Below are 26452 nucleotides of genomic sequence, written 5' to 3'. Positions count from 1 at the left end.
TATGCAAGTAAAACAGATAAAAAGTAAAAATAAATACTCTTCTTTTTTGTGTGTAGCAATTGAGTTGACTGCCATTGCTATAATATTGGCCAGTTGTTCTTATAATGTGAAAGATTTTAATTCAGCACCAAATTTTTCACCGGTCCGTGCTGATTTAGGATATGCTTCTTCGCATACAGCAAGTGTTTATCCACCAGCACCAAGTGAAAGTCGATATTCGCTTTATCGTTCAAGCGCTAATAGCTTTTACCGCGATCCTCGTGCAATGAAGCCGGGTGATGTCTTGACTGTGCAAATTTTTATTAATGATCGTGCTAGTTTGAACAATAAAAGTGATTTAAAACGTGATTCCAGTTCCAAATATACAATTGGAGCCGGATATTCATTCATGGATAAGCTTGCTGGTAGTATTGAAGGTGAGTCATCGAGTCAGTCTAAAGGGGATACTAAGGTAGAACGACAAGAAAATATTCGTTTGTCTATTGCAGCTATTGTAACAGATGTTTTGCCAAATGGTAATTTGGTCATTAATGGTTCACAGGAAGTTCGGGTTAATAATGAATTGCGTATTCTCAATATTGCAGGATTGGTTCGTCCACGTGATATTTCAGGCAATAATATGATTGACTATGATAAAATTGCTGAAGCGCGCATTTCATATGGAGGCCGTGGACGTATGAGTGAAATACAACAACCTCCTTATGGACAGCAATTGCTCAATCAGATTGCACCTTTTTAAGGAATGAGTATATAAGTTTTTAATTTTATTGTTAATTATCAAAAAATAGAAGATTGTCAAAAGTAACTTTTATTGCATTGTTTATATAACAAGATTTATGTAACAGGGAATTTTTATGGCAGAAGAGCCGAAAAAAGAAAAAAACATTGTGCAACAAGAAAGTAACTTGAAAATCTTCTTGGTTGTTGTATTTGTTTTGACATTAGTTGCTGTAGCTTCTGGGTGGTTTTTAGGAGCATGGGTGAGTCGGGAAATGGCGCCAACTTCTAGTAATTTTAAAGAATTACCAGTGACCAAAACTCCAGAGAATCTTATTGCAGCTGATTCTCATATTGTTATTTTGCCTCCTATTTTGACCAATATTGCAGTACCAGAAAATGCTTGGATTCGAATGGAGGTCTCTTTAGTTATTAAGCCTGATGAGAATATTGAAGCTACTCTGACAGCGGATATATCAAATGATTTTTTAGCGTTTTTGCGACAAGTTACAATCGATCAGATCAAAGGGCCATCGGGGTTAATGAATTTGCGTACTGATCTTTTAGATCGTGCTAGAATTCGTTCTGGTAACAAAGTAAGTAATATTTTGATTTCAAGCTTGGTGGTAGAACAATGAAGCAGCTTGGCGGTTTTGTATTGATGATATTGTTGTTAACAACAACAGTTGCTTTTGCACAAAAAACAGGTGCTGAAAATGCTAGTAGTCTTGCTGGATTATTTTCTTATCCTGAAGGCTCAATTAGTGGACGGATTGTCCAACTTTTCGGCTTATTGACTATTTTATCAGTGGCTCCTGGTTTATTAATCATGGTCACCAGTTTTACTCGTTTTGCTATTGCTTTTTCGCTGTTGCGGACAGGTTTAGGGTTACAAACAACGCCCTCTAATCTTGTGATGATCTCATTAGCTTTATTTATGTCCTTTTATGTAATGGCTCCGACATTTAATACGGCATGGGAGCAGGGAGTACAACCTTTAGTAAGTAATAAAATCAGTGAACAACAAGCGATAGAAAAAATTAGTCAGCCCTTTAGAGAATTTATGATATCACAGGTTCGCGAGAAAGATCTTGATTTATTTGTTGATCTCTCTGATTCTTCTCTGCAAGTTAAAACAGGTTCTGATGTTGATTTTCGAGTTTTAATTCCTGCTTTTATGATTTCTGAATTACGTCGTGGATTTGAAATAGGTTTCCTTATTGTTCTTCCTTTTTTAGTGATAGATCTTGTTGTAGCCACGTTGACAATGTCAATGGGAATGATGATGTTGCCACCAACGGTTATTTCTCTACCATTTAAAATTCTTTTTTTTGTATTAATTGATGGATGGAATTTATTAATTGGAAGCTTAATAAGATCTTTTTAAAGTTATATTTAAACTTATAAATAATAGAATTATGATTTATTCCTCCTTGAATATTCAGTGTTTGAACCTCATAAGACTGATTTGAGAAGCGTCGTAAGTGACTAAACCGGTTGTGCTCGTTATTATTGAACCTATATTAAATCACTAACATTTCATAAATCTTGATAAACCTTTATTTAAGTTTTCCATTTATTATAATCGTACTCATTTCATAACAATTTCGCTTGTAACATTATACCCAAATAAAATAGTTGGTATAAAATCAATTGTTTCTGATATTATTTTCAGTAAAAGATTAACACTATTGTCCGCTGTGAGCTCAGTTTCAGAAAATATTGTAAATCAGCAACAATGTTAATAATTAAAATTCATTATGATGCTAATTGTCAAAATAAGTCAACAATCAATATATATAATAAATTATTGAATTTATTTGGAATTATTAATTACTAATCATGTCTCTAATGGAAATGATAACTAAGCTTTTCGATTTTGACATTAAATATTCTTTATATTAAATTCATTTTGATTTGAATAAGTTTATAAGATAGAGAGTATATCCGATGAGTAAGCTATTGCATCTGATGGTATTGATTTTTGTAGTTTGCACTTTAAGTGCAGGTATAGCAGAAGTGCCGAAAAATAGGAATAACGAAAGTTTTTATCGTAGTGATGGAATTGCAATCATTACAACTGGTGATTTTGTTGTAATTAATGAAGAGGAACTTGTATCAGAATATGTGGGGATTGCATCTGATGCTAAAAAATTTGATGCTACAGGGATTAATTTACGAACAGGTCTTGTAGGTGTAATGCCTGCACGCGCATCTAGAATATATTTCAAAGATTCAACTATAGAAGTTAGTGGTGTTAGTTTTGGGAAGAATGATTTTTTTAGCTATGGTATTCATTTCGGGTACGAGCACTTTAAAACAACAGGCAGCAAAAGTTCCGATTTCTATCCTCCAAGTCAGGTACACCTTACCGATACAGAAATTTTATCTGACGTAGGCATTGCTTCATTAGGATCAGGTGTTGTATCCTTACATAATTCAGAAATTCGTTCTAGGCTTTTATTAAGCAGCTACGGTGTTGTTAATAGCAGTGAGAACGCTCAGAGAATATCGCAGGATAGTGTTGATGAAATGTTGAGAGTTAATGCAGATCATTCTATTTTAGAAGGTCAGGCAGAGGCTCTCGGAAAGCAATATTCATTTTTAACTCTTCAAAATGGTTCAAAATGGATCATACCAGTTATTAGAAAAAAACAAGCTGGCGTAGGAACGAAACAGCATGTAACGCAACGGCAAGAATCTGTTTTGCATATGCTTGTACTTAATAACAGTGCTATTGTCTTCGATCAAAAAAAGAATTATTTTAAAGATGATATTTACCAAACTTTGCGCATAAAAGCTCCATACTCAGGTGGTGTTGCACAGTATATCGCGGTTAATGATGCTAATATTTATTTTAATACGGCATTGAACGATTCTGATAAACTTATAATTGAATCTGATGTAAAGGGTATTACTACAGTTCATATTAATTACATTGAAAATCAGACTGATGCAGAAAATGAGACTGGTGCAACTGACTCAGAAAATTCAGAAAACGTCTATTTAAAACCTGTTACTAGAGGTGGAGTTACTTTTTCACCGGAAGGAGTAACAATTGTTGAGGTTCATGGACATGCAAATAAAGATTCTTTCCAATTAGCTCATGGCTATACTGTGATAGGTGGCTTGCCTTATAAGTATGTTCTTAATACTACATCTAGTAAGGGAGAAAAGAATTCTAATATTCTGAAGTTCAATTTGTTAAATGACTATGTTGATGCTGAAGCACAAGTCAAAGCTCTTGTACCACAGATGGCTAGTTATTTGGTTATGCCAAATGCTTTATTCTTGGCTGGTTTCTCTGATATTAGTCATCAGAACGGTATATTAGCTAATATGCAGGAAACATTAAATTCTGCAGGCAATAAAAAGAATTCTTTCTTTTTATCCTCTTATGGTAATGTAGTAACTTTCTCATCTATTCGCAATCCGTTACAATATGGTTATGGTGCGGATATAGATTATGTTGCTCTACAAACTGGTATTGTGTTAAGTGCTTTTGAAGATAGAAATACGGTTGCACGTGTCGGTCTGTTTGGGAATTATGGTCAACTATCTTTTACTCCAAAAGATATGAAAGATTCTGCTAAAAGTACCCTTGATAAGTATTCGATTTCAGTTTTCAGTAATATGCAACATGATAACAATTTGTATGTGAATACACTCTTTTCTTATGGTATCGTGAAAGGGCATATTAAAACTGCTGTTATCAATAATGTGGCAAAACTTGATGATACAAAGATGTTAAATTTATCTGCAACTGTTGGTCACAAATTAGCAACTGGCGTTAAAGGTGTATCTTTTGAACCGCAGGCACAAATTTTTTATCAACGTTTGATGTTTGACATTATTTTAGATAGTGATAACCTTGAAGTTAATATGAAGGATCCTAATCAATGGTTAGTGCGTGTAGGGGGGCGTTTAACTAAAACTGTTCCTGTTATTGAAAAGGATAGTTTCATTTCTTATTATGGAAAAATGAATGTTATAAAAACTCTTAAGCATAGCAATAGCATAGAAGTTGGTGATACTTTTTACCTTGATTCTATGGGCTCTGCTATTGAAGGTGGTTTAGGTGTTAATATGCAGTTAACTAAGAATATTCTTGTGCATGGTGATGCTAGTTATCAGCAAAGGTTATCAAAAACTGGTATATCTGGAGCATCTTTTTCTGGAAAACTGCGTTATCGTTTTTGATACATTAATGCTACTTTAGTAAAGAGGTAATATAATTTATTGTTTTCTTTATATAGAAATTTTTATTCTTCTTTTTAGATCTTTGTAGTTTTCAAAAGTATCACAAAAGGTATCCTGTTAATAATAGAGATCATTTGTAATTTTATGTTCTTTATTTTCGCATTCGTTTAATAGTGTTTTTATCTCTTGATAAAAAAGAAGGTGGATGAGGAGTTTTAGGGATAAAAGAATATAAGTTTTGTGAATGGAATTATTATAAAAAAAGGGCAGTATCTTATACTGCCCTTTTTATCTAAGTTAATATCAGTATTGTTTTAGAAACGATAACGTATCCCACCTGAAAAAGAAGTTGCTGATATACCTGCTTTTTGAAGTTTGTGTTGGTGGCTGATATCACCATGCAATCCAATCTTTTTATTTAATTGTGCATTAATCCCTACACCACTTTCAACAGAGGCTCCCATAGGATCAAGATGGAAATTATCACCACTTACCTGTATTGTTTCACCATCACCAAAAGTATTAATCATGTTTAATTTTCCATAAAGGGAAACGGCATAACCGTTTTCTGCTGCAATGACAGTTTTGGTTAAACGTCCACCAATACGAACTAACCATTGATTAGGATTATTCATATCGATTTCAAGGTTATCATTGTCTGAAATGCTATCAAACATCAAACGTTGATAAGCAAGCTGTGCTTGTGGTTCAAAGACTAGTCCTTCAACACCAGTTGAAAATTGTTGACCAATGGTTGCAGAGGCACTCAATGTGTTTGCATCACTCAATTTTGCAACATTACCGATATTAGCTACTTTAATATGTCCTTTCACAAGGCCATAGGAAAGGAGTGTGTCAAGGTATAAGCCATTCCGATGCTGTATACTACCGAAAGCTGAGATTGACCATTTATCAAGCGTACTCTTATCAGCACCTTCCATGTCTTTTGGCGTGAAAGATACTTTTCCATAAGTGCCTAACAAACCAAAATTTGTTGTAGTATTTTGATTTTCCAGAGCACCTAATGCAACACCTATTTGTAGAGCATTATAGCGAAGATCAGCTCCGTAACCATACTCGAGAGCAGTATGGTTGGATGATAAAGTCGCTGTATTGCCATAAGAGGATAAGAAGAAAGCATTTTTCTTATTGTTTTCATTGGCTAATGACATTGTCCGTAGAGATGCATTTTGCTGATTCATATCAGAAAAACCAGCAGAGAATAAAGCATTTGGCATAACCAAATAACTAGCCATTTGTGGTACAAGAGCTTTCACTTTTGATTGAGAGTCAAGATAGGCATTTTGCAAACGGAAATCCCAATATGCTTGATCTTCACCAAACATACTTTGATCTGCACCGTGAGAGGAATCCTCAGGACCGTAGGCATTAAGAGTATATTTATAAGGAGAATTATTTAGTGTGGCGTAACCATTTGCTAGTTTAAAGGAGTCTTTATTTGCTTCTCCAGCAACTTGGATGAGTGAGACACCACTTTCATTTGCAGGAACAGAAGTATTTTTTTCTGCTTTATTCTTTCCCTTGATATCGTTGACATAGACTGTCGTTGTTCCTGAAGCGTCACCATTAATTACAAGTCGATCTGTTTTTTGCTCTTTTGTTGTAAGTCCGTTACTCCATTCAGTATTGAAGTAAATTTTTGCATCACCTTTTGCATTATAGACTGTTTTTGGGTTGTCTGGATCATTTGCATTACGGTCAACTTGATTTGGACCAACTTCTGGTAGTGCAGGTACTTCTGCTTTTTCTATTGCAGGTCCTACATGTAATACCTGATATTGGTCATCTGTTGGTTTGTCAAAAACAATGGTACTGTTATCAAGATTAAGCATAGAAACAGTGGAGCGTGATCTAGTAGAAATATCAAGCAGTTCTCCCGGTTTTCCACCTTCACCTGGTTCTCTTTCTTCTTTACTGATTTTGAGTGTCCATATTGTACCATTACTCAAATTGAAGACTGTTTCAGCCTTTTCTCCGGTTTCAGCACGACCTTCTAAAACTGAATGATCCGCGTTGAGTGTAAGAGCTGCCTCTTTGTCTTCTTTGGGAGTGTACTTTAATAAAAGATCAGCACGTATTTCTGAATTTTTGAGGGTGACAACATCTTTTCCAGATTCTTCTCTAAAAATACCTACGCCCTTTTTAACAGTAAGCTTTGTATTCGTGAAATTAACGCCATTATTTACTTCCTCATCTGCTGCTGCACCATTTGTAAGCACTAGACCATTTTTAGAAGCTGTTGCAGAAACATTGGAGATATTAATTTTTGCACTGTCTTCTACAGCGAATGCAGCCTTGCTTGCATTAATTGTACCACCTGTCATTGTAACATCTGTTTTATTACCAGACGCATAAAGACCACGGCCTTCTTCAGATTGAATGGAGACATTTTCTAAAGAGATTTTACTGTCTCTAACTCTTAATCCAACTCCTTTGGTAACGGCAATTTCTGTATCTTTCAGTTTGTTTTTATCACTTTCACTGCCTCCAAGAGAAACACCGTATCCTTCATCAGCTCCTTCACCTTCATATCCTTCAGCTTTAATGGAACCACCAGTCATATTTAATGTTGCGGTGTTATCTATCTCGATACCATTTTTACTTGAAGAAATTTTTACATCATTTAATGTAACGCTAACTTCTTGTCCGTCAGCAACAATCGCTGCTAGCACATTATCATTAGCGTTATCATTTTCTACTGTAATAGAGCCACCATTTGCTACAATTTGGGCACCATTTGCTATATGAATACCTTCACCTTTTGAAGTAAGGTCTACATTACCGAGTGTAATTTTTGTATCTTTACCATCAGCTTTTATAGCAGTTTTTTCGGTTTTGATAGAGCCACCTTCCATATTGAAATTAGCACCATTTGCTATATCAAGACCTTTATCTTTTGAATCAATTTCTACATTAGCTAGTGTAATTTTTGTATCTTTACCATCAGCTTTTATAGCAGTTTTTTCGGTTTTGATAGAGCCACCTTCCATATTGAAATTAGCACCATTTGCTATATCAAGACCTTTATCTTTTGAATCAATTTCTACATTAGCTAGTGTAATTTTTGTATCTTTATCCTTAGCTTTTATAGCAGTTTTTTCGGTTTTGATAGAGCCACCTTCCATATTGAAATTAGCACCATCTGCTATATCAAGACCTTTATCTTTTGAATCAATTTCTACATTACCGAGTGTAATTTTTGTATCTTTACCTTCAGCTGTTACGGCAGTTTTTTCAGTTTTGATAGAGCCGCTTTCCATCTCAAAATTAGCACCATCTGCTATATCAAGACCTTTATCTGTTGAAGTAATTTCTACATTACCGAGTGTAATTTTTGTATCTTTACCCTCAGCTGTTACGGCAGTATCACTGACATTAATCGTACCACTTTCTATTGTGATTGTACCACCCTTACTCGCAGAAAGACCAATTGCGAGATCTTTAATAATTGTCTTGCCATTTAGAGTAATTGTGCTATTCGACCCATCAACTGTTGCACCTTTTCCTTTTTTATCATTAGTACCGATTAGCGTTAAATCTTTACCTGTGATTGTTCCACCGCCATCTTTAATAGCTTCAACAACAGCATCATTATTTGGAAGAGGAACAGCACCACTTTCTGGATTTGGAAGAGGAACAGCACCACCTTCTGCCTCTTCACCTACATAAAGAGCACTTGTATCAGCAGACTCAGCTTGATAAGTTTTTTTTTCAACGTTTTCCGTACCGCCGTCAATTATAGATAATTTCTCAGCAACAGCAACATTAAAATGAGCACCAAATAAAACTATAGCAGCCGCAGCTGTACACGATAAAAGATAATTTTTACACATAAGGATTGTCCTAACTTATAAAGCCCACAATATCCCCCCTCGCTTATAAGAAGGATATCGAATAGATAAATTTCATTGATTGAAGTAAATTATTTTTTCTTATATGTAAAGACAAAAATCATTTTATATAAAGATAAAGATATTTATTACTTATATACATAATGTATTAAATGTCGTTTTTATTAATAATACATAATGTATTAAATTATTATTTTTAATGAAAAATAATTTCTTCATATTTATATTTAAAATAAAGCAATAATATAATAGCTCAACATTATCTTTAATAAGATATAATCTTGATAAGATATAGAATTATTATGAGCTAAAATTTAAAATACTGATAAGTGTTTTATTTTTATAAAAATGATGGAATGATGGAGAAGAGCCAATCAAAGAAATAAGATATAAAGAAGATTTAATATTTTTTATCTCTTTAAGGGAGGGAAAAAAATAAAAGGCAGTATTTTATACTGCCTTTTATATCTAAGTTAATATCAGTATTGTTTTAGAAACGATAACGTACCCCACCTAAGAAAGAGGTTGCTGATATACCTGCTTTTTGAAGTTTGTGCTGGTGGCTGATATCACCATGCAATTCGATCTTTTTATTTAATTGTGCATTAATTCCTACACCACCTTCAACAGAGGAGCCCATAGGATCAAGATGGAAATCATAACCACTTACCTGTATTGTTTCACTATCACCAAAAGCTTTAATCATGTTTAATTTTCCATAAAGGGAAACGGCATAACCGTTTTCTGCTGCAGTGACAGTTTTGGTTAAACGTCCACCAATACGAACTAACCATTGATTAGGATTATTCATATCGATTTCAAGGTTATCATTGTCTGAAATGCTATCAAACATCAAACGTTGATAAGCAAGCTGTGCTTGTGGTTCAAAGACTAGTCCTTCAACACCGGTTGAAAATTGTTGACCAATGGTTGCAGAGGCACTCAATGTGTTTGCATCACTCAATTTTGCAACATTACCGATATTAGCTACTTTAATATGTCCTTTCACAAGGCCATAGGAAAGGAGTGTGTCAAGGTATAAGCCGTTCCGATGCTGTATACTACCGAAAGCTGAGATTGACCATTTATCAAGCGTACTCTTATCAGCACCTTCCATGTCTTTTGGCGTGAAAGATACTTGTCCATAAGTGCCTAACAAACCAAAATTTGTTGTAGTATTTTGATTTTCCAGAGCACCTAATGCAACACCTATTTGTAGAGCATTATAGCGAAGATCAGCTCCGTAACCATACTCGAGAGCAGTATGGTTGGATGATAAAGTCGCTGTATTGCCATAAGAGGATAAGAAGAAAGCATTTTTCTTATTGTTTTCATTGGCTAATGACATTGTCCGTAGAGATGCATTTTGCTGATTCATATCAGAAAAACCAGCAGAGAATAAAGCATTTGGCATAACCAAATAACTAGCCATTTGTGGTACAAGAGCTTTCACTTTTGATTGAGAGTCAAGATAGGCATTTTGCAAACGGAAATCCCAATATGATTGCGATGGATTAAACATATTTTGATTTGCATCGCGAGAGGAAGCCTCAGGACCGTAGGCATTAAGAGTATATTTATAAGGAGAATTATTTATTGTGGTGTAACCATTTGCTAGTTTAAAGGAGTCTTTATTTGCTTCTCCAGCAACTTGGATGAGTGAGACTCCGCGTTTATTCGCAGGAATAGAAGTATTTTCTGTTGTTTGCGTCTTTCCCTTGATATCGTTGACATAAACTGTCGTTGTTCCTGAAACGCCACCATTAATTACAAGTCGATCTGTTTTTTGCTCTTTTGTTGGAAGCTCACTACTCCAGTCAGTATTGAAGTAAATTTTTGCACCACCTTTTGCATTATAGATTATTTCTGGGTTGTTGATAGCAGAAAAATCCGCATTTATTATCAAAGGTCCTACATGTAATACCTGATATTGGTCATCTGTTGGTTTGTCAAAAACAATGGTACTGTTATCAAGATTAAGCATAGAAACAGAAGAGTATGAATAAGTATGAATACTAGTCGTTTCCTGATGAGTTATTTCTTTTTTACTGATTTTTGGTGTCCATACTGTACCATTGCTCAGATTAAAGACTATTCGAGTACCTTCCTGTACATTAATCAAGGCACCCCCTTCTAAAATTGAGTGATCTGCATTTAATGTAAAATTACGCAGGGGATATTTTTTTTCTATTAGAACATTAGAACGTATTTCTGAATTTTTAAGATTAAAGTTAATTAAACTGCTATAAGAGGAAGCTATAATACCAGCTGTTTCTGACTCGATACATACATCAGTTAATTTAATTTCAGCTCTTTTCTGGAAAATTCCTGCGAGTTTTTTATCTGTTTCACTCTTTAAATATTGAAAAATCTCTACACCCTCTCCTTTCGCTTTGATAAAGCCTTTATTCATTATGAAGGTACCTCCATTTACAATGGAAACACCTCTTCTTTTTGCTTCAATTTGTACATTATTTACTTCAATCATGGATCCATTTTCAATATATACACCTGTTTCCCCCTTAATAGAGCCTTTTTCCATTGTAACGATGCTGTTTTTATCAGCACTAATACCTCCACTCTTTCCTGAGATTTGTATATCACCTAATTTAATCATACTATTATAACCCGCAGCTTGCACAGCAAAGCCGTCTGTTGTGATCAAACCTTTTTTCATTGTGATGGTAGCGTTATTTCCAGTATAAAGACCTGTTACGCCAGAATTAATTTCTACATTACCTAATTCGATTATACTGTTAATACCACTTGCTTGCGCAGAAGCTCCATGCTGATTTAGAATAGAGCCTTTTTCCATTATGATAATATTGTCCGCTTTTATAGTAGAAAGAGCCGTGTATTCTGATTCGATTCGTACATCACCTAACTTAAACCTATTTCCTTCTCCTTTAAGGAGAACAGCAGTACTATAATCAGTTGGTTTGATGGTACCTTTTTCTACCACAGTCATGATATTGTTACCGTCAATAGAAAAACTTTGATGGCTTGTACCACTTATTACATTTAAAATTTTGTAATAATTCGCAGCATCGGTTTTATTACCGTAACTTACATGTGTTTGGCAGAACATTCCAAAACTGATAAATGTGGAACACACTAATAAATTTCTTATACATTTAAAGCTCATTTTAGACTCATGAATAAAGTATAAATTAACAAAATAAAAATATCAAGAAAAGGATTCTAATGTAAATTATGTCTAAATTATGTGTAGTTAATAAAAATAATGAAATGATAGCGAAACATTACTTTTAAATAAATCCATGATATATTCATATCGTGAGCTTTTCTATCAAAAGCAGGCATCATTTTCACGCAAGTTTTGTTTTTTATGATTTAAGCAGTAGGAGTGGGGAAACAGCTGTTTCTCTTTAGTTTTACGTGAGATTTTCTTATTCAATAATAATGGTGCAAATCTATGTTTGATAAATTTTTGGCTTTTCTTTCTTCTTCTGGAAATGCTCTTCATAAACTAGGAGTAAAGCGCCTTATTGCGCTTGGTATGGTTGGATTAACTTTGTTTGGAACAATTTTGTTTTCTAGCTTTTATTTAACACGTCCTGTTTATGAAACACTTTATGTTGGTCTTTCTCGTGATGATGTGAATCGAATGGGAATGGCATTGGGTGAAGCGGGGATTGCTTTTGATGTTTCTTCTGATGGTAGTGTTGTTCAGGTTCCTGTAGGGCAAGCAGAGCAAGCACGAATGTTCCTTGCTGAAAAAGGACTGCCAACATCAAATAATGCTGGATATGAATTGTTTGATAATATGGGGTCTTTAGGGCTTACATCTTTTATGCAAGAAATTACACGCCAACGTGCTTTAGAAGGTGAAATTGCACGGACGATTCAAGTTGTACAAGGTGTAAAGGCAGCACGTGTCCATATTGTTTTACCAGATAAAGGATCATTTCGTAAGGCTAATCAGAAGCCTACTGCTTCTGTTGTAATTCGTACTAATAGTGGTTTTGCAGTTGAATCTGCTCAGTCTATTCGTCAATTAGTAGCGGCAGCTGTTCCTTCACTTGAAGCAAGCTCAGTGACAGTAATGGATACGCGTGGACAGTTGCTTGCTTCTGGAGTGGATGCAATGAATGGAGCTCCGATAATGATGGCATCTCTTGAGCAACAGGTTGCTTCGCAAATTGACGCGAATATTCGTAAACAATTGGTTCCTTATCTTGGTCTTGATCATTTTCAAACCAGTGTGCAAGTTGTTTTAGATACAGATCGCCGTCAAACGAATGAAACCGTTTTTGATCCAGAATCACAAGTTGTACGTTCTGTGCGTTCTGTGCGTGATCAAGCTGATAGCGAAAATAATCGCAATAGTGATGCTGTTGGTGTAGAACAAAATATTCCGCAAGAAGAAATTGCTAATGGTGGTGGAGAAAGATCAACGGATAAAAAAGATCGCCGTGAAGAAACCACTAATTATGAAATTAACTCTAAGACTATCTCTACAGTTAGTGATGGTTATAGTGTGAAGAAATTAGCTGTTGCTATCGTGGTAGATCGTGCGCGTTTGATTCTTCCAGATGGTACAAAGCCAACCTCTGAAAATGCTCTTAATGATGAAGTAAACCGTATCCAGCAGATGGTAGCAACGGCAGCAGGTCTTGATCCAAAACGTGGGGATATTATTAATGTTACAGCCGTTGATTTCGTCGGTCATTCTGAGTCCGATATGGCACCTGTTCAAGCACCTATTTGGAAATCATTGTCACGTTATACATCTGGTTTGATCAATGGAGTTGCTTTAGTGATTGCTGTTTTGTTGATTTTATTCTTAGGTGTGCGTCCTTTGATGCGTGAAATGCGGGAAGGGAAAAAGGCACTTGAAAATAATGAAAGTACTGTAGCTGGTCTTGGAAATATACCTGCTTTGGAACACCAATATCAAGCTAATGCAGAATTCGGTAGCGTTACAGGGACAAATAATGATACACTTAACAATTTGCGCAATCGTATGCGTGTTCCACCACAGAATCGTCTTGAGCAAATGATTGCAATGGATGAAGAACGTTTTGCTGGAGTTTTACGTGAATGGGTCAATGATACCAATACAACTATGGCTGCGTAGAAGTGAAATGTTAAATGGAAGTGGTAAATGGAATGGAACAAATAGGTGAAAAACTTGAAAAACAAGTAAGTCTTCCGTTATCTTCTTTTCTGAGTGATTTTTCATCGCGCTATATTTCTCCTGAGGATATAGAGATTTTGCCTTCTGATGATGAAAGTGAACTCATGTATAATAGCGAGAAGCAGGAAGATTTTGCATCATCCAACATTGAGTTTGCAAAAGAATATATGGAAGAGATATTATCTTTCGATCTTTCTTCTGAAGGCGTTGTTGATGTTGAAGCAGCCCGAAAGGAGGCTGTTGATCAAGCTGTGCAAGAGACAACAGAAAAATTGCAAAAACAGTTTGAAGTGGAAAAAAAATGTATGGAAGAAGAGCATACAAAAGCTATTGAAGCGGTTAAACAAAGTTTTGTTGAATCGCTAGGAGCTAATGTACAGCGTCAATTAACAAAAGATTTTGCTAATTTACGTCAAGAAATTTCTCAAGAAATTGCACAGGTTCTTTCCATATTCATTGGTGAAAAAATTACAGAAGAAGCACTTCAGGAATTTGCTACAAAAATGGTAGATCAGGCTCTTGGTGCAGAGAAACCTTTAGTCCTTGAGGGGAATGAAGAATTATTTGAACAACTCAAAAAGCAGCGTGATTTTGATGCGTCTCAATTTGAATTTCAACCGACCAAAAGTACAGAGATACGTTTACATCGCGGTGAAATGGTTATTGCTACACAGCTTACTCCATTGTTGATGACGTTGAAGGAGTTGATACAATGAAATCTGATGATCAACAATCTTCTTCTGAAATTATTATTGTTCGTCGTGCGAGACATGGAGATCATGATGATCATCATGGTGGTGTTTGGAAGATTGCTTATGCCGATTTTATGACAGCAATGATGGCGCTTTTTCTCGTTTTGTGGCTTGTTAACGTTCAGGATGATGAGGCAAAGGAAGCTATCGCAAACTATTTTAATCCAATCAAACTCGTAGATCCTCAAACAAGTAAACGTGGTATTCAACATAATGATATTGGACAAGATAAAAAAAGTTCTCTTGATCAAGAGCGTAGAGATGATACTCAGTCAGAAAAGTTAAATGCTACGGAGGAAGCAGAATTAATGCTCAATCCTTATCCTGGATTGGAAAAGATTGTTCAATCAGAATACTCCGCACAAAATCCTGCTGAACAGCAGTTCAAACAAGGGGATCTTGTAGGGCAGGGAGCTGGTGATTCTCAAGAAAATTTACAATTAGGAACAAAGAATCATGATCCTTTTTCTCCATATTATTGGAAAGAAAATATTGATTCTTCTCAAAAAAGAAAAAACCAAAAGCAAAAAACACTGGTAAAAGAATCCACACAAGAAAATAATTTTTCTGAGAATTCACGTGCTCTTGTAAAAGACTTAACAGATTTAATAGAAGGGACAAATAGTGATATATTGGTTTATGTGAAGCCGATTAAAGAAGGAGTTATGATTGAATTAATGGATCAGCCGAAATATGAAATGTTTAAAGTTGGTCTGTCTGTTCCAACGGCGCGGACTGTTGATTTGATTGGTAGCATGGCAGGAATTATTGCAAAACATCAGGGAGATATAGTGATTAGTGGGCATACTGATGCGCGGCCTTATCGTAGTACTGTTTATGATAATTGGCAACTTTCGACAGCACGTGCACAGATGGCTTATTATATGTTGGTGCGTGGTGGTTTGGATGAAAAACGAATTTTGCGTGTTGAAGGTTATGCAGATCGGGATTTGAAAAATAAAAAGGATCCATATGCTGCTGAAAATCGGCGTATATCCATTTTTATACGAGATCCAAAAGGTGAACAAATAGAGGAAAAGTCGACATTAGGAACGTCTTCTTTTGAGGGGTCTATACAAGACAAATCAGTTTTTGAAAAGGAAAAAACACCATGATTGTGAGAAAGACATACTATGTCTATTTTCTATCTTTTGTGGTCTTTCAAGGAATTTTTATACAAGAGGGTAGAGCTTTTTTACAAAAGATAGGAAGGGATTCTCAGGCAGTTTTTGTTGCACAGGCAGAGCGTGAAATTAAAGAGCCCTCTATATTATCAAAAATTATTGTCTCTGAGCCGGTAAATCTTGTGCGTTCTTTACAAAACTTACAAGATAAAATTATATCAGGACAAGAGGAGGACCTGCAAAAACAACTGCAGCTTTTGGGAGAAATTGGTGATAAATTTTTAACTTTTGATTCTAGTGTTTGGAAAGATAAGAATAATCTTTATGCGTTATTGATCTATCTTTTTAATGGTGGAAATCCTCGAGTAGTGCAAAGCATCCTAGAGAAATATGGGAAGGGAGTGATTTCGCAAAATGTAATAGAGGTTGCTTCGGCGTATGCATCTCATAAAAAAAACGCTTTTTTAAAGGCATATACACAATTAACTGAAAAAGATGTTCAATCTATTCCTCCTGCTTTATTTGCATCTATTGTGCTTTCTACAGTTGTTAATATTATAGAAAAAGATCCTGTTTTAGCTTTGAATAAACTAGATCAAGTAAGGCTTTTTGCTCCAGGAACTTTATTTGAAGAGGGGGCTATTCGTCGAGAACTAAAAGTTGCATCAATACTTGGCGAAATAGATCTTATGGCTTTATTAACTCGTCATTATGCGCATCGTTTTGGGAAATCACCTTATGCTTGTGACTTTTGGCATGAGTTTATTCCCGCTATATTGCGGGTTGATGAAAAATTAAGTATTGAGCAATTGGAAACATTGCTTGTCTATGCACCGACAAAAGTGCGGTTTATGGCATATATGGCAGTGAGTCGTGCTGCGTTAATTGATGCACGTATGGAAAAAGCGCAAATAAGTGCTCAGAAAGCTTTGGCATTAGCACGTGAGATCAGTGTAGATGATACGTCCGCACGTCTATATTACGCTATGAGTCTTGCTGGTTCAATCGCTGCAGAAGAAGCTCTACAGATGATACAAAATATCGTCTACAAAGACTTATCAGAAAAAGATCGTTTTTTATTTATTGCTGCACAAGCTGTCGCGCAAAGAGTTGTTTCTTTTCCGTTGGGTATTCTGAAAGAGAAAAAGGCACAAGTTGCATTACAACCGCAAAGTTATGAAGAATTGAAGTTAAACTTAGAAAAAGATGCTAAACAACAAAACACAACATCTCCTATAGAAACAGAAATAAAACAGTTTATTCAACATACACGAGAAAAGATAAACGAAGTCGACCAATTATTAGGATACAAAAATGATGATAAACGCTGATGGGTTGTATGGTCTCCTTTCTGTACAAATGGCTACAATAAGTAAAACTACAGCAGATAAAGTTGCAGCTCAATCAGAAGATTGTGCAGATAATCAACTACCTAAAACGTTTGATACGTTGCTTAAACAAAGTAAATTTGTGCAAGATAAAAATCTTCATGAAGATTCTTCGCTTATGTATATGGGGAAAGAAGCTTTAGGAGAGTCTGTAAAAAAGACAATTCTAGATGATGATGTAGAGTATTTAAATGAAGTTATGGAACAGGATTCTTTAGATAAAATTGTAGAGTTGGAAATATCAAAAGAAATTGTGGAACAAAATGTAATTAAAGCTTTTGAGAAAAAATTGCAAAAAGCAAAGCATAATTATATTGACAATAAAGAAAATATTTCTCTTCAAAATTTTTTGAATCCACTTTATTTGGTGCAGAGGTTTATAAAGCAAGGAAAAATTGGAGAAAAAGTTAATGAGTATATAAAAAATGAGAGCACTATAGCTTCTATAAATGGTGATATACAAGATCAGTTGGTTGCAGATATTCAAAAAGAATGTGCCGTTGAAGAAAAAAATCAAGTTAAAGCAATCGACAAACATTTTCTTACACAACAAAAAATAACACAGTATAGTACACAAAATTTTGCACATGGAAGTGAATCCTTGACTCTACGTGTGGGTATGGAGATAGAAAAAGCTCAATTTCTTAAGAATTTAGAAATAGGGAATAGGCTTATTTTTCAAGAAGAAAAGCCTGATTTTATGATGCAGTTAAGTGGTGTTGATATTACGTGTAATAAAAAGGTTGGGGATGTAACGATTCTGCATTTAAAACTCACACCCGTAGAGCTTGGGACAGTTGATGCAAAAGTGAGAATGACTGCGCAAGGGCTTCATATTGAATTATGTACTCAACATCGGGAAACAGCGCGTCTTTTAATCAGCAATCAGCAGATGTTATCATATGTTTTAGAAAAGGCACATGTTCATGATGGTGGTCATTTATTAATTAGTGTTGTTGATAAAAGTGCCCAAGTTGTTCCACAAAACCAATCTTTACAAATAGAGCAAGATAATAGTGGACAACATTTTGATGGTCAACATCAAGCGTTTGGTGATAATAAACAGAATGGAAAAAATGAATCAAAGCAATTTTTCAAGCAATTTTCTTTGTCAGATGCATCATTTTTGGATATTCCTCTTGAAGATATTTCCTCACGCACTTCTTATCGGTTGCTCGTATAGCATTATAATATTAAATTGTGCGGTAGCTAAGAATATTTGTGAAGCAGAAATGATTTCTGCTTCTAAACGCTATGGTGTACCGCTAGGCATATTATATGCAGTTGGTTTAACAGAGACAGGCCATAAAGAATCGCTCCAACCTTATGCATTGAATATTGATGGCAAAGCTGTTTTTGCAAAAAATCAAGCGGAAGCTTTACATATCTTTAAAAATGCTAAGCGTTATGGAGCGAAATTCATTGATATAGGTTGTATGCAAATTAATTATTATTACCACGGTAAAAATTTTTTTTCTGTTGTAGAAATGTTAAAACCTCGTCTTAATGTTGATTATGCTGCGCGCTTTTTAAAAAAATTATACCAAAAAGAAGGCAGCTGGACTATGGCAGTTGCACGTTACCATGCAGGACCTAATAATGATCCAGCTCAAAAGCGTTATGTATGTCGTGTGATGCGTAACATGATTGCTAGCGGGTTTGGTCGATGGACTTCTAATTCTCGAGCATTTTGTGAAGGAGTCTCATGAATCATTATGACAAAAACAGTGAATCATTTTGATAAAAAAATGAAATTTTGTGTCATTTTGAAATAACAGCAACTTAAAAAACAACCAAAAGATGTTTTTGTGTCAAAAAAATACAACTAAAGATAGCAATTGTGTTTTTATGGATAATAAATCGTAAAAATAACTTGTGTTTTTAAAAATTAAAGTTGTATAAATTTAGTAATATGTAGATTTTCCTGCGTATGTATTTTAATTTTAGTTCTAAATTGCTGAGTGAGTGCTTATGATTGTTGTAGTAGATGACCGTAAATTGGTAACAGATGGCTATGCTACCTTATTTTCTCGCGAAGGAGTTGCTGCAACAGGTTTACCTCCTTCTGATTTTAGTGAATGGATCTCAACCGCCTCAGATAGTGAAATATCCTCAATTGAAGCAATTCTTTTAGGAAAATGTAAAAACCAAATCGAATTACCGAAAGAAATTCGGAATTATAGCTTAACCCCAATTTTAGCCTTAACAGAAACAAATGCTTTAGAGCACACGATAGAACTTTTTCAATCAGGTATCGACGATGTAATTCGTAAGCCAATCCACGTCCGTGAAATCTTAGCGCGAATCGCTGCTATTCGGAGACGAATCGGGAGCGATATACGAGGAACAAATACAGCAATCGAAATTGGCCCTATTAGCGTTTTTAATGACGGACGAGACCCACAAATTAACGGAGTAAACTTCCCCCTTCCACGGAGAGAACGTCGCATTCTTGAATACCTAACAACAAACCCTGGTAGACGCGTTAACAAAACACAAATATTTAACGCTGTCTACGGAATCTTTGATGATACAATAGAAGAAAATGTCATTGAAAGCCACATCAGCAAACTCCGCAAAAAACTAAAAGCAAAACTCGGCTATGACATCATAGACTCAAAAAGATTCCTCGGTTACAGTTTACAAATTAAAAATCGCTTAGATTAAACTTATACAACGACCTCCTCTGACTTTAAAAAATACACTTCACATTAACGTTTCAATCTAATCCGGATCTATAAAGATAAATTATGTTTTTTTTATGATCATGTAGTTTATTTTTATCAAAACATTTAAGCAAAAGCTTCACGCAAGGAAGTTTATTTATGGTAGTGTTATAGGCTAAAAATCATAGGAGATGATATGGGTATTTATGGAATGATGCGTACTGGTGTTTCTGGTATGAACGCTCAGGGAACGCGGCTGTCTGGTGTGGCTGACAATGTCGCTAATGTTGGTACAGTCGGGTATAAACGTACGAATGTTCAGTTTTCTAATTATGTAACGCCTTCAGGACAATATGCTTATGTTCCTGGTGGAGTGAAGAGCCATATTGGTCATGATATTTCGATTAGTGGTCCGGCGCATGCAACAGGTCGTTCTGGTGATGTGATGATTCATGGAAGTGGCTTTTTTCGTGTTGCAGATGAAAATGGAAAAGAATTTTTAACGCGTGCAGGGTCTTTTACACGCGATAAGGATGGGTATCTTCGTAATACTGCAGGGTATTATCTTTTAAATGAAGATGGAGAAAGAATCCAGATTAAAGGTGGTCCAACCGATTTATTCGGTCCTGAAGCGACGACGAAAATTGATTTTAAAGCAAACTTTAATGCGAGTGCGAAGGTTGTGGAGCCGGAGGATGGTGAAATTGATCCTGATGATCCTAAAAGTTATAGTCAGAAAAAGTCAATGACAACTTATGACAGCCAAGGTAAAAAGGTTCAGGTTGATTTCTATATGAGAAAAACCGCTGAAAATAAGTGGGTTGTTGATGCTTATTCTAACGGAGAAAAAGTTGGTTCTACAGAGTTTAACTTTGATAAAGAAGGAAATCTTATAGAGCCTACAGAAGAATTTAGATTAACATTACCAGATAGTGAAGGGGAAACTTTTGAGGTTGATGTTAATTTTGGCGGGGTGGGGGCAGATTCCCTGGTGACGCAAAAGGGCAATTTATTTGCTTTTGAAGCGGAAGCAGATGGTATGGAGTCGGGTGCCTTTGATGGTTTCACCTTTGGTAAAAATGGTGAAATTGAGGTTATGTATTCCAATCAAAAAACGCGAATTATTGGGTACGTAGGCATGACGACTGTGGCTTCACCAGAAAGTTTAACTTTTTTAGGTGGTTCTGTTTTTGAAACTAATAGTCAGACGGGAGCTCAAATGATGGGGCGTCCTGGTGATGGTGTCTTTGGTACTCTATCTTCTGGTTATTTGGAGGATTCAAACGTTGATATGGGCGATGAACTGACAGATATGATTGAAGCGCAACGGAATTATACAGCGAATTCCAAAGTATTTCAAACGGGTTCGGAGTTGATGGATGTTATTGTTAATTTGAAACGATAATGTAAACACAATCAAAAGGGGATAAGATTATGTCGCTTAACTTAGCACTTAACTCAGCCCGAAACTCGCTAAAAGCAACTACAGGTCGACTTGATACTGTTTCGCGTAATGTCGTGAGAGCAGGAGATCCGAATTATACGCGCCGCACTTCATATTTAGAATCGGGGCCGGGGGGAGCGGTTCATGTTGTTGTGCGTCGTGATGGTGATATCCATTTATTGAATAATTATTTGGTCAAAGCAAGCGAAGCTGCTGCTGCTGGCAGTCTTTCTAATGGGCTTAATCGTTTATCTGATATTTATGGAGCGGATAAATTTTCAAATTCACCTTCTAAATTGCTTGGTGAATTTCAAAAAGCACTTCAGTTGTATGCTAATGATCCACAACAGCGTTCTAATGGAGAAGCAGCAGTTGACCGTGCTCGTGATTTGGCCAAAGGGTTGAATGCAGGAAATCGTGAAATTGAGAAATTATGTAATGATGTGAATAGTGACATTGAAGATTCTGTTAATTACATCAATGATTTGTTGCAAAAATTTCATGAACTTGATCAGCTTGTAGTGCAGGAGAGAAATGCAAATCGAGATGATAGTGTTTATATGGATCAAAGAGATGCTATTTTAAAAGAGTTATCTCAAGAAATTGGTATCAATACAGTTAATCATTCTGATGGAACAATGTCCATTTATGGTATGGATGGCAGTACTTTGTACGATAAAATACCACGGACAGTATCGTTTCAATTCAGTACTTCTTTGCCACCTGGTATTTCTGGAAAACAGGTTTTCATTGATGGTGTCCCTTTAGGTCATTCATCTTTTATTGATCCTAATGGAGGAGGTAATCTTGGCGGTTTATTGAAGCTACGTGATGATATTATACCACAATATCAAAAGCAGTTAGACGAAATAGCAAATGCTTTGATGCAGATGTTTCCTGGCCCCCCTTCTTTATTTTTAGATGGAGATCAGCCGAGTGGTCAGATCGGTGCTCTTGAGGGTTTAGCAGGAAGAATACAACTGAATCCTATATTTGACAGCAAAACAGAGGATGGTGGTCCAGAACATTTTGGTGATAATCTTCAAGAATTAGTAGATGCTTTTAATAAAAAACAGAAATTTGGAACGGGTACAGGTTTGGATCCAGAGCAGTCAATTATGGATTTTGGTAAAAACTCAGTAGGTTGGCTTGAAGGTTTACGGTCAAATGCAGACAAAGAAGCTAGATATCAGGGTGCAATGTTTTTGCATGCTGCTGAGGCATTATCCAATGCAACAGGTGTTAATACGGATGATGAATTAGCTTTGATGTTACAATTAGAGCAGACATATGGAGCAACCTCTCGTATTATCAGTACGGTTGGTAAAATGTTAGATGATCTTCTAGCAGCAGTTAGGTAGGTGTAAAGTGAGAGTTTCTTCAATTTCGACATATGTTTTAAACAATGCACGGCGTAATATAATTTCTGAAGGACAGTCTGATTTGATGAAAGCGGGCTATGAAATGGCTACTGGACAGGTGTATGATCCAGGTCTTACATTGGGGCATAAAACAGGACGCTTAATGGATATTGAGAATCAGATGAGTTATCTCGAAGGTTATAGTACGAGCAATAAACTTCTTTCATTAAGACTATCTTCTGTGCAGGTTGCGATTCAAAGTTTAATTGCATCAGGTGATCAAGAAGGAACGCCAGGGGCATTGACTATTTTTAATAATATGCTTGTAGGTGATGCAGGAAGTGTAACACCATCTGCAGCGCAAGCTGTTGCCCAAAATGCTTTGGGTGCATTTATTTCGGCTTTAAATACCAATTTTAATGGTGAGTATGTATTTGGTGGGATAAATACGAGTGAACCACCGTTAAAGTTTTATAAAGTAGGTGGTGAAACGGGTCCCAGTAAAATTGTGCAAGAGACGTTTGAGAATTTTCTAAATGGTAGAAGACTAGAAGATCTCACCAGCGAAGAGATGGAAGAATTTATTGATGGGCCCTTTAGCGATTTATTTAATGAAGAGAATTTTAAGGAATTTTTTTCAAATGCTCAGGATGGTTCTATTGAGAAACACATTGCACCCAATGGTGATAAGGTAGATGCTGCGGTAAGTGCTAATGAACAAGGTTTCCGTGACGCTATGAAAAATCTGATTTTAGTCGCAGAATTTGGTGATATCGGTTTATCAAAAGAAGCACAAGAAAGTCTCTTTTCAAGAGCACGAGTGTCTGCTGATGATACATCTACAAGCAGTGCTGTGGATAAAATTATTACAACAGCTTCTAAAGTGGGAAGTACAGAAGCAAGGGTGAAAGCGGCTACGCAACAAATTGAAACTCAAGTAGGTCTTCTCAAAGGAGCACAAATTAATATGATTGGTGTTGATGCGGCAGAGGTCGCTCAAAAAGTCAAAGCTTTGGAGGCTATGTTAGAAGCTTCTTATACTTTGACAGATATGATAAGACGATTAAGTCTTATTAATTATTTAAAATAAAGAGGTTAAGCTGTTTAATGTATCAAATGCGATATGAAGATATCATGGAAGATGATGCAATGAGCGCTCGTGAGCGTGAACGGTTTTTGTTTGATCGCTGTATTAAGCTTCTTTTAGCTGCAAAAGCGAAAGGTCCTGGTACGTGTGAAGCTAAGGATGCAGTTCAGTTCGCTCGAAAGCTTTGGGTTATTCTTATTGAAGATCTTGGGCAAGCAGCAAATGCTTTACCACAGGCATTGAAAGCATCTCTCATTTCTATTGGTTTTTTTATTTTAAAAGAAATTCAAAAATTAGATGAAGGAGAGATTACTGATTTTGATGTTCTTGTTGAGATCTCTGAATCTATTCGTGATGGTTTAGCAGAAAATGCGGAGATATGTGAATGAGCAAGAAAACAATTCATTTGACACTCAAACCAAATGAAAGGATCTTTCTTAATGGTGCTGTATTACGGGTGGATCGTAAAGTAACTTTTGAGTTATTGAATGATGCGACTTTTCTTTTAGAAGGGCATGTTTTACAAGTTGAAGATACTGATACCCCTCTTAAACAGCTTTATTTTTCTGCTCAGCTTATGTTGATTAATCCAAATGAAGCGGAGAAAGCATTAACTGTGTTTGTTGATCTGTTAAAAAAATTACTTCAAACTTTTACTGATTGTGACCTTTTGAAAGGTTTAAAGGAATGTATTTATTTAACTGAGCAAAATAAAATTTTTGAGGTATTAAAAGTTCTCCGTAGTTTGTTTCAGAAAGAAGCACAAATTATGGGTAAAATGTCTTCAACAAATTCGACAAGTATGAATGTAAGGCAAGTTGGAATATAATATTAACGAGGTGTGATATGGCATTGGACGCGGTTAGTGCTCTTAGAAGTTATTCTCAAGATAGTGGTGGACAGCCGGAAATGGCTGGAGCAAAGAAGAATGTAGATTATGATACGTTTATAAAGCTGTTGGTAGCACAGATGAAAAATCAAGATCCAACAAAGCCTATGGATTCAACAGAATTTGTGGCGCAATTAGCAAGTTTTTCATCTGTTGAACAAGCTATAAAAATGAATGAGACGCTTGCCCAGATGCTTTCTAATGGATCAATCAACGGGGCAGAGGGATATGTTGGCAAATATATTCAATTTACAGATGAAAAAGACACAGTTATTGAAGGATATGTAGTTTCTGTTGATATTTATAGTGATGGTATAGTTGCGACATTGGACAATGGTGAAAAAGTTGTTATTGGTCCAGGTGTTAAAGTTATGGCTGAAAAACCTGATATAGAGGGTGATAAACCTGGTGAAAATGGTGATAAAAGTGAAGCTGATGGTCGTAAATCTTATGTTGGTAGGCTTTAGAGTATGAATGAAGCTGATGCTATTGATATGGTAACAGCGGCTATATGGACTGTTTTAACTGCTAGTGGTCCAGCCGTTTTTGCTGCAATGTCTGCAGGTATTATTATTGCTTTATTTCAAGCACTGACACAAATTCAGGAAATGACTCTGACATTTATTCCTAAAATTATTATTATTTTTTTAGTGTTAGCATTTACAGCTCCATTTGTTGGAGGACAGATTTACGCTTTCACACAATTGGTTTATAATCGAATAGAAACGGGATTTTAGAGATTTTTGTTAAAAGTGTATCATAAGATACTAGAATATTTTTTTCTTATACCCGCATATGTAAAGCTATTAATTGATAGGCTTTCTTGTACAAGCTAAATTATTACGGTTATTGCACAAATAAAATATAATACTATTACAAATTTTTTAGAAAATTCTTTGTAAGACACGCATTAAATTTTTTTGAAAAACCCTTTTTGTTTTTATAAACAATAATTACTTATTTCACACTGATTATTGTAATTCAATTATCACTCTGCAAATTTCACATATATTCATGCAGCACTTTCTTTCTCTACCGCAATTAATTCCCCATCTGTTCTTTGTGCTGTAGGAAACTCTTCTTTCTTTATCATTTCATATTGTTGCATTGGTTGCTTCTTATACTTTTCTGCAGCATTTAAAAAGAAAAAATCATCATAGTTTGTGACTGGTTTCATTATTTTCTGACGTATAATCTCATTAATATGCGTAAGCATATCAGAGATATTTGCTGAAAGAGGATAATGGGGCATGGGTTCAACAACAGGAGCCATTTTTGTAAATTTCTGAGTTGATCGCACTTCATTTTTAGAAAATGTTACTGGCGATATTGGTGTTGTAAAACGCATTGTTGAAGTAACTTTCTCTGGCTTCATAATCATTACCCCTCATTGCATTAACTATTTAATGATTCATAAAAACTACACGAAGGTAATCGATTTTTTTCATAAAATCAAGCAGCTAATAGGTAATATGGGAAAAGGATACATAAATAAAGCACTTAGATTAAGAATATTAAGAGAAAATCTGAATGTTCATTTTATAAATATTCAGGAGTCATGTAACATTAATTTCTTTGTATAAAAAATGACCGAATTAGAATTTGTTTACGTATACCTGTTTTGTTTTTTGTAACACTGTCTTCTATTTTTGAAATAACAATTAGCAGATTATTTGAAATGGTATTGCTACTTTTTTGTCATTAGGGTTGCTATTTTAATGATTACAAAATTTCAGGATCGAGAAAAATTAGTCAGATGAAGAAAAAAAAGATCAAGATTTCTGAGTGTAA

21 protein-coding genes are annotated in these 26452 nt (G+C 35.3%); 18 read left to right on the top strand and 3 right to left on the bottom strand.

The features are described from left to right. Position 1 precedes the first annotated feature (1 nt). The 4 genes from flgH to ACJTDF_RS04430 all read left to right on the top strand — a co-directional run bounded on the left by flgH (position 2) and on the right by ACJTDF_RS04430 (position 4917). On the top strand, positions 2-739 hold the full coding sequence (flgH, locus tag ACJTDF_RS04445) for a flagellar basal body L-ring protein FlgH (RefSeq protein WP_407965134.1): 738 nt from the start codon (positions 2-4) through the stop codon (positions 737-739). 115 nt (positions 740-854) lie between these two features. After that, positions 855-1355, top strand: coding sequence for a flagellar basal body-associated FliL family protein (locus ACJTDF_RS04440; protein ID WP_407965133.1), 501 nt, complete (start codon positions 855-857; stop codon positions 1353-1355). After that, positions 1352-2104: a flagellar type III secretion system pore protein FliP gene (gene fliP / locus ACJTDF_RS04435; RefSeq protein WP_407965132.1), complete on the top strand. Its 753-nt coding sequence runs from the start codon at positions 1352-1354 to the stop codon at positions 2102-2104. The genes ACJTDF_RS04440 and fliP overlap by 4 nt, the downstream gene beginning before the upstream one ends. Positions 2105-2667: 563 nt before the next feature. Beyond that, a complete protein-coding gene (locus tag ACJTDF_RS04430; protein ID WP_407965131.1) occupies positions 2668-4917 on the top strand; it encodes an autotransporter outer membrane beta-barrel domain-containing protein in 2250 nt (749 codons plus the stop codon). Between the two features lie 314 nt (positions 4918-5231). Here the strand turns inward: ACJTDF_RS04430 and ACJTDF_RS04425 are convergent, their stop codons facing one another. Both ACJTDF_RS04425 and ACJTDF_RS04420 read right to left on the bottom strand, forming a co-directional pair. Continuing rightward, positions 5232-8771, bottom strand: coding sequence for an autotransporter outer membrane beta-barrel domain-containing protein (locus ACJTDF_RS04425; protein WP_407965130.1), 3540 nt, complete (start codon positions 8769-8771; stop codon positions 5232-5234). Between the two features lie 508 nt (positions 8772-9279). Continuing rightward, positions 9280-11877 carry an autotransporter outer membrane beta-barrel domain-containing protein gene (locus tag ACJTDF_RS04420; protein ID WP_407965129.1) on the bottom strand — a complete coding sequence of 866 codons (2598 nt, stop codon included), beginning with the start codon at positions 11875-11877 and terminating at the stop codon, positions 9280-9282. A 348-nt stretch (positions 11878-12225) separates the two neighbouring features. Here ACJTDF_RS04420 and fliF point away from each other — a divergent pair, with 348 nt between their 5' ends. The 14 genes from fliF (at position 12226) to fliQ (ending at position 25398) form a co-directional block, all read left to right on the top strand. Next, complete coding sequence (fliF, locus tag ACJTDF_RS04415) at positions 12226-13890, top strand: flagellar basal-body MS-ring/collar protein FliF (protein WP_407965128.1); 1665 nt, start codon at positions 12226-12228, stop codon at positions 13888-13890. A gap of 14 nt (positions 13891-13904) precedes the next feature. After that, positions 13905-14666: a hypothetical protein gene (locus ACJTDF_RS04410; RefSeq protein ID WP_407965127.1), complete on the top strand. Its 762-nt coding sequence runs from the start codon at positions 13905-13907 to the stop codon at positions 14664-14666. Beyond that, positions 14663-15817: a flagellar motor protein MotB gene (locus ACJTDF_RS04405; RefSeq protein WP_407965126.1), complete on the top strand. Its 1155-nt coding sequence runs from the start codon at positions 14663-14665 to the stop codon at positions 15815-15817. The genes ACJTDF_RS04410 and ACJTDF_RS04405 overlap by 4 nt, the downstream gene beginning before the upstream one ends. Continuing rightward, positions 15814-17157 carry a chemotaxis protein gene (locus tag ACJTDF_RS04400; protein ID WP_407965125.1) on the top strand — a complete coding sequence of 448 codons (1344 nt, stop codon included), beginning with the start codon at positions 15814-15816 and terminating at the stop codon, positions 17155-17157. The genes ACJTDF_RS04405 and ACJTDF_RS04400 overlap by 4 nt, the downstream gene beginning before the upstream one ends. Next, positions 17141-18397, top strand: a complete 1257-nt coding sequence (locus ACJTDF_RS04395; protein WP_407965124.1) for a flagellar hook-length control protein FliK — start codon at positions 17141-17143, stop codon at positions 18395-18397. Before ACJTDF_RS04400 ends, ACJTDF_RS04395 begins: the two co-directional genes overlap by 17 nt. Before the next feature lie 49 nt (positions 18398-18446). Beyond that, positions 18447-18923 (top strand): transglycosylase SLT domain-containing protein, encoded by a 477-nt coding sequence (locus tag ACJTDF_RS04390; RefSeq protein WP_407965123.1) that lies wholly within the window; start codon positions 18447-18449, stop codon positions 18921-18923. 262 nt (positions 18924-19185) lie between these two features. After that, positions 19186-19881 carry a response regulator transcription factor gene (locus tag ACJTDF_RS04385; protein ID WP_407965122.1) on the top strand — a complete coding sequence of 232 codons (696 nt, stop codon included), beginning with the start codon at positions 19186-19188 and terminating at the stop codon, positions 19879-19881. Between the two features lie 195 nt (positions 19882-20076). Next, positions 20077-21285: a flagellar hook protein FlgE gene (locus ACJTDF_RS04380; RefSeq protein ID WP_407965121.1), complete on the top strand. Its 1209-nt coding sequence runs from the start codon at positions 20077-20079 to the stop codon at positions 21283-21285. Between the two features lie 29 nt (positions 21286-21314). After that, positions 21315-22685 (top strand): flagellar hook-associated protein FlgK, encoded by a 1371-nt coding sequence (gene flgK / locus ACJTDF_RS04375; protein WP_407965120.1) that lies wholly within the window; start codon positions 21315-21317, stop codon positions 22683-22685. Between the two features lie 7 nt (positions 22686-22692). Next, positions 22693-23775: a flagellar hook-associated family protein gene (locus ACJTDF_RS04370; protein WP_407965119.1), complete on the top strand. Its 1083-nt coding sequence runs from the start codon at positions 22693-22695 to the stop codon at positions 23773-23775. Between the two features lie 17 nt (positions 23776-23792). Continuing rightward, the gene (flaF, locus tag ACJTDF_RS04365; protein ID WP_249675725.1) at positions 23793-24161 is read left to right on the top strand and encodes a flagellar biosynthesis regulator FlaF; all 369 of its coding nucleotides are present in this window, start codon (positions 23793-23795) and stop codon (positions 24159-24161) included. Further along, complete coding sequence (gene flbT, locus ACJTDF_RS04360; protein WP_407965118.1) at positions 24158-24601, top strand: flagellar biosynthesis repressor FlbT; 444 nt, start codon at positions 24158-24160, stop codon at positions 24599-24601. The genes flaF and flbT overlap by 4 nt, the downstream gene beginning before the upstream one ends. Positions 24602-24618: 17 nt before the next feature. Next, entirely contained in the window at positions 24619-25128 is a 510-nt protein-coding gene (flgD, locus tag ACJTDF_RS04355) for a flagellar hook assembly protein FlgD (protein WP_407965117.1), read from the top strand. A gap of 3 nt (positions 25129-25131) precedes the next feature. Next, positions 25132-25398, top strand: coding sequence for a flagellar biosynthesis protein FliQ (fliQ, locus tag ACJTDF_RS04350; protein WP_407965116.1), 267 nt, complete (start codon positions 25132-25134; stop codon positions 25396-25398). A gap of 275 nt (positions 25399-25673) precedes the next feature. Here the strand turns inward: fliQ and ACJTDF_RS04345 are convergent, their stop codons facing one another. Further along, the gene (locus tag ACJTDF_RS04345; protein WP_407965115.1) at positions 25674-26036 is read right to left on the bottom strand and encodes a hypothetical protein; all 363 of its coding nucleotides are present in this window, start codon (positions 26034-26036) and stop codon (positions 25674-25676) included. Positions 26037-26452: the final 416 nt, after the last annotated feature.

Origin of the sequence: Bartonella bennetti (assembly GCF_045945445.1) — a bacterium.
Classification (GTDB): Bacteria; Pseudomonadota; Alphaproteobacteria; order Rhizobiales; family Rhizobiaceae; genus Bartonella.
This window is presented reverse-complemented; position numbering and strand designations above follow the sequence as displayed.

What these genes read in the sequence shown, in the direction of transcription:
- flgH (WP_407965134.1), top strand. Translation starts at nt 2, where the DNA reads ATGCAAGTAAAACAGATAAAAAGTAAAAATAAATACTCTTCTTTTTTG.
- ACJTDF_RS04440 (WP_407965133.1), top strand. Translation starts at nt 855, where the DNA reads ATGGCAGAAGAGCCGAAAAAAGAAAAAAACATTGTGCAACAAGAAAGT.
- fliP (WP_407965132.1), top strand. Translation starts at nt 1,352, where the DNA reads ATGAAGCAGCTTGGCGGTTTTGTATTGATGATATTGTTGTTAACAACA.
- ACJTDF_RS04430 (WP_407965131.1), top strand. Translation starts at nt 2,668, where the DNA reads ATGAGTAAGCTATTGCATCTGATGGTATTGATTTTTGTAGTTTGCACT.
- ACJTDF_RS04425 (WP_407965130.1), bottom strand. Translation starts at nt 8,771, where the DNA reads ATGTGTAAAAATTATCTTTTATCGTGTACAGCTGCGGCTGCTATAGTT.
- ACJTDF_RS04420 (WP_407965129.1), bottom strand. Translation starts at nt 11,877, where the DNA reads ATGTTCTGCCAAACACATGTAAGTTACGGTAATAAAACCGATGCTGCG.
- fliF (WP_407965128.1), top strand. Translation starts at nt 12,226, where the DNA reads ATGTTTGATAAATTTTTGGCTTTTCTTTCTTCTTCTGGAAATGCTCTT.
- ACJTDF_RS04410 (WP_407965127.1), top strand. Translation starts at nt 13,905, where the DNA reads ATGGAAGTGGTAAATGGAATGGAACAAATAGGTGAAAAACTTGAAAAA.
- ACJTDF_RS04405 (WP_407965126.1), top strand. Translation starts at nt 14,663, where the DNA reads ATGAAATCTGATGATCAACAATCTTCTTCTGAAATTATTATTGTTCGT.
- ACJTDF_RS04400 (WP_407965125.1), top strand. Translation starts at nt 15,814, where the DNA reads ATGATTGTGAGAAAGACATACTATGTCTATTTTCTATCTTTTGTGGTC.
- ACJTDF_RS04395 (WP_407965124.1), top strand. Translation starts at nt 17,141, where the DNA reads ATGATGATAAACGCTGATGGGTTGTATGGTCTCCTTTCTGTACAAATG.
- ACJTDF_RS04390 (WP_407965123.1), top strand. Translation starts at nt 18,447, where the DNA reads ATGATTTCTGCTTCTAAACGCTATGGTGTACCGCTAGGCATATTATAT.
- ACJTDF_RS04385 (WP_407965122.1), top strand. Translation starts at nt 19,186, where the DNA reads ATGATTGTTGTAGTAGATGACCGTAAATTGGTAACAGATGGCTATGCT.
- ACJTDF_RS04380 (WP_407965121.1), top strand. Translation starts at nt 20,077, where the DNA reads ATGGGTATTTATGGAATGATGCGTACTGGTGTTTCTGGTATGAACGCT.
- flgK (WP_407965120.1), top strand. Translation starts at nt 21,315, where the DNA reads ATGTCGCTTAACTTAGCACTTAACTCAGCCCGAAACTCGCTAAAAGCA.
- flaF (WP_249675725.1), top strand. Translation starts at nt 23,793, where the DNA reads ATGTATCAAATGCGATATGAAGATATCATGGAAGATGATGCAATGAGC.
- flbT (WP_407965118.1), top strand. Translation starts at nt 24,158, where the DNA reads ATGAGCAAGAAAACAATTCATTTGACACTCAAACCAAATGAAAGGATC.
- flgD (WP_407965117.1), top strand. Translation starts at nt 24,619, where the DNA reads ATGGCATTGGACGCGGTTAGTGCTCTTAGAAGTTATTCTCAAGATAGT.
- fliQ (WP_407965116.1), top strand. Translation starts at nt 25,132, where the DNA reads ATGAATGAAGCTGATGCTATTGATATGGTAACAGCGGCTATATGGACT.
- ACJTDF_RS04345 (WP_407965115.1), bottom strand. Translation starts at nt 26,036, where the DNA reads ATGAAGCCAGAGAAAGTTACTTCAACAATGCGTTTTACAACACCAATA.